This is a genomic window from Streptococcus sp. k-628, assembly GCF_013277475.1.
Classification (GTDB): Bacteria; Bacillota; Bacilli; order Lactobacillales; family Streptococcaceae; genus Streptococcus.
In genome coordinates this window covers 1-2,999 of sequence record NZ_VMMZ01000033.1, presented here as the reverse complement: position 1 = coordinate 2,999, position 2,999 = coordinate 1, and the positions used below count along the sequence as shown (strand labels likewise).

The following is a 2,999-nucleotide window of genomic DNA, read 5'->3' as shown; positions in this document are numbered from 1 at the left end:
TCGAAAATCAAATTCAAACCGCGTCAACGTCGCCTTGTCGTATGTGTAGGATACTGACTACGTCAGTTCCATCTACAACCTCAAAACAGTGTTTTGAGCAACCTGCGGCTAGTTTCCTAGTTTGCTCTTTGATTTTCATTGAGTATAAAATCACTTTTGTAGCCAAGTCTACAGGAGTGATTTTCTTTTCTGAGAAGGAGTTTCATTATGAAAGTTGTTCGAAAATTACTAGCACCCCTCTTGGTAGTGGGGATCCTCTTGACCTCTCTGATTAGTTTGCATCAGTTGAAGGCAGATAAGAAAAAAGATGTATTTCGTATCGGTATTTCACAATTTATTACCCACCAGTCCTTAGACGCTACTAGAGAAGGGTTTGTGGATGAGCTAGCCAAGCAAGGCTATGTTGAAGGGAAAAATATCGAGATTGATTTGCAAAATGCACAGGGAGAACAAAGAAATCTAAAAACCATTTCCCAGCAACTAGCAGAATCTAGTGATGTCGTTCTAGCTATCGCAACGCCTTCTGCTCAGAGCTTGGCCAATACAACACAAACGACACCTGTTATCTTTTCAGCGGTAACAGATCCTGTCAGTGCCAAGTTGGTTGAGTCAAGAGAGCATCCTGGGGGCAATGTGACTGGAACAAGTGACCAGTCATCAGATGCCATTTCAACCCAAATCAATTTGATAAAGAAAGTGTTGCCAAAAGCTAAAACGATTGGAATTCTCTATACTCAGAGCGAGCCAAACTCAGTTGTCCAAAAGGATGAAGCTAAGCGCCTTCTGGAAGAAAAAGGCTTTACCGTTGTTGAAAAAACAATCTTGGACAGTAACAACGTCAAGGCGGCAGCAGAAAGCTTGATGGCAGAGGTGGATATGGTTTTTGTACCAACGGATAATATCATTTCATCAACCATGGAAACAGTCAAGCAGGTTTCTATTAAACACAAGGTTCCAGTATTCGGTGGTTCAACAGAAATGATTGCGGTTGGTGGCTTGTATAACTACGGAACCAATTATGAAGAATTGGGAAGACAGACAGCCCGCATGCTGATTCGTGTTTTAAAAGGTGAGAAGCCAGAAAATATAGCAGTTGAGTTGCCTGAAAAATTGGAATTGCATACCAATCAAGAAATGGCAGATGCACTAGGAATTGATATTAGTAAGTTAGAAAGCAAGGAATAGGGAGGTTTAAGATGAGTTTTGTATTATCTAGTTTATCAGAAGGTTTGTTGTGGTCGATTATGGCGATTGGGGTCTACTTGACTTTCCGTATTTTGGATATTGCGGATATGACTGCTGAAGGAGCCTTTCCACTGGGGGCAGCAGTCGTCGTATCTCAGATACAGGCAGGGACAAATCCTTGGATTGCGACTTTACTTGCTTTGCTGGCAGGTATGGTAGCAGGTCTTGTATCAGGAATGCTTCACACCAAGATGAAAATTCCAGCTCTCTTGACAGGGATTGTGACCTTGACAGGGCTTTATTCAATCAATATTAAAATCATGGGAAGCGTGCCTAATCTTTCCTTGGGAGATTCTTCAACTGTCTTTAAACAGTTGGCTAGCTTGGGACTGACAAATGAAGAAGCTGTTTTCTCATTCAGTTTGGCCTGTCTCTTACTTGTTTGTTTGGTCTTGACCCTTTTGATGAAAACAGAGATTGGCTTGGTCTTGCGTTCGACTGGGGACAATATTCCGATGAGTGAGGCCAATGGGGTCAATGTAGACACCATGAAGATTGTTGGTTACATGATTTCAAACGGCTTGATTGCCCTATGTGGTTCCTTGTTTGCCCAAAATGATGGATTTTCAGATGTGACTTCTGGGACAGGAACCATCGTGGTTGGTTTGAGTGCAGTGATTATTGCGGAAGTTTTGATTCACGATTTGACCATTGGAGGTCGCTTGTTATCTATCGGAATCGGTGCTATTGTTTACCGTTTGATTATTTTAAATATCTATGAAATTCCAAATCTAGATCAAAACTTGGTTCGTCTCTTTAATGCAATTTTGCTCGCCTTGGTTTTATTTGCACCAGAATTGCAAAAGAGATTAAAGATTCGTGGTTTGAAACTGAGAAATGAATAGGAGGAGAAAGTTATGGCAAGTTTATTAACACTTGAAAATATTCACAAGACATTTGAAGCAGGGACGGTCAATGAGAACCATGTCCTCAAAGGATTAGATTTAGAGGTTGAAGAGGGGGATTTTATCTCTGTGATTGGTGGAAATGGAGCAGGGAAATCCACTTTGATGAATATCTTGGCAGGCAATCTATCGGTGGATGAAGGGGATCTTTTATTGGCAGGCAAATCCATTAAAAATCTGAGTGTAAGAAAGAGAGCCAAGGATATCGCCCGTGTTTTTCAAGATCCTAAGATGGGAACAGCTTCTCGTTTGACGATTGAGGAGAATATGGCTATTGCCTTGAGACGCGGGCAGAAGAGAGGGCTTGGTTGGGGCGTGAAGGAGAAGGATAGAATCCAGTTCCAAGAGGCCTTGAAGGAGTTGAATATTGGTCTTGAAAACCGCTTGAAAGTGGATACTCAATACCTCTCAGGAGGACAAAGACAGGCCTTGACCCTAGTCATGGCAGCTCTGGTGAAACCCAAACTTTTGCTTTTGGATGAACATACTGCGGCACTTGATCCAAAAACCAGTCAAATGGTGATGGACTTAACGCAAAAGATTGTGGAACACCATCGGTTGACTACTTTGATGATTACCCACGATATGAACCATGCGATTGAATACGGAAATCGTCTCATTATGCTCTATCAAGGCAAGATAGTGGTGGATGTCAAGGGAGAGGAGAAAAAGCATCTGACGGTTGAAGATCTCATGCATCTCTTCCAGAAAAATAGTGGCCAAAGTCTAGTCAGTGATGAATTAGTTTTGGGATAAAGAAAAAGGCTGAGATCTAGTGTCTCGGTCTTTTATTTCTTGCGTTTTGCAAAATCTCTTCAAACCGTGTCAGCTCTATCTGCAACCTCAAAA

General features: G+C 41.8%; 3 protein-coding genes. All 3 read left to right on the top strand.

What is annotated here, in order from left to right; all coding sequences use genetic code 11:
• The first annotated feature begins 207 nt into the window (after nucleotides 1–207).
• The 3 genes from HT730_RS04745 to HT730_RS04735 are packed head-to-tail and all read left to right on the top strand — an operon-like array spanning nucleotide 208 to nucleotide 2,906.
• Nucleotides 208–1,185, top strand: a complete 978-nt coding sequence (locus HT730_RS04745; RefSeq protein WP_049543735.1) for an ABC transporter substrate-binding protein — start codon at nucleotides 208–210, stop codon at nucleotides 1,183–1,185.
• A gap of 11 nt (nucleotides 1,186–1,196) precedes the next feature.
• Entirely contained in the window at nucleotides 1,197–2,090 is an 894-nt protein-coding gene (locus HT730_RS04740) for an ABC transporter permease (protein WP_000011439.1), read from the top strand.
• A gap of 12 nt (nucleotides 2,091–2,102) precedes the next feature.
• Nucleotides 2,103–2,906, top strand: coding sequence for an ATP-binding cassette domain-containing protein (locus HT730_RS04735; RefSeq protein WP_173306959.1), 804 nt, complete (start codon nucleotides 2,103–2,105; stop codon nucleotides 2,904–2,906).
• Nucleotides 2,907–2,999: the final 93 nt, after the last annotated feature.

What these genes read in the sequence shown, in the direction of transcription:
- HT730_RS04735 (WP_173306959.1), top strand. Translation starts at nt 2,103, where the DNA reads ATGGCAAGTTTATTAACACTTGAAAATATTCACAAGACATTTGAAGCA.
- HT730_RS04745 (WP_049543735.1), top strand. Translation starts at nt 208, where the DNA reads ATGAAAGTTGTTCGAAAATTACTAGCACCCCTCTTGGTAGTGGGGATC.
- HT730_RS04740 (WP_000011439.1), top strand. Translation starts at nt 1,197, where the DNA reads ATGAGTTTTGTATTATCTAGTTTATCAGAAGGTTTGTTGTGGTCGATT.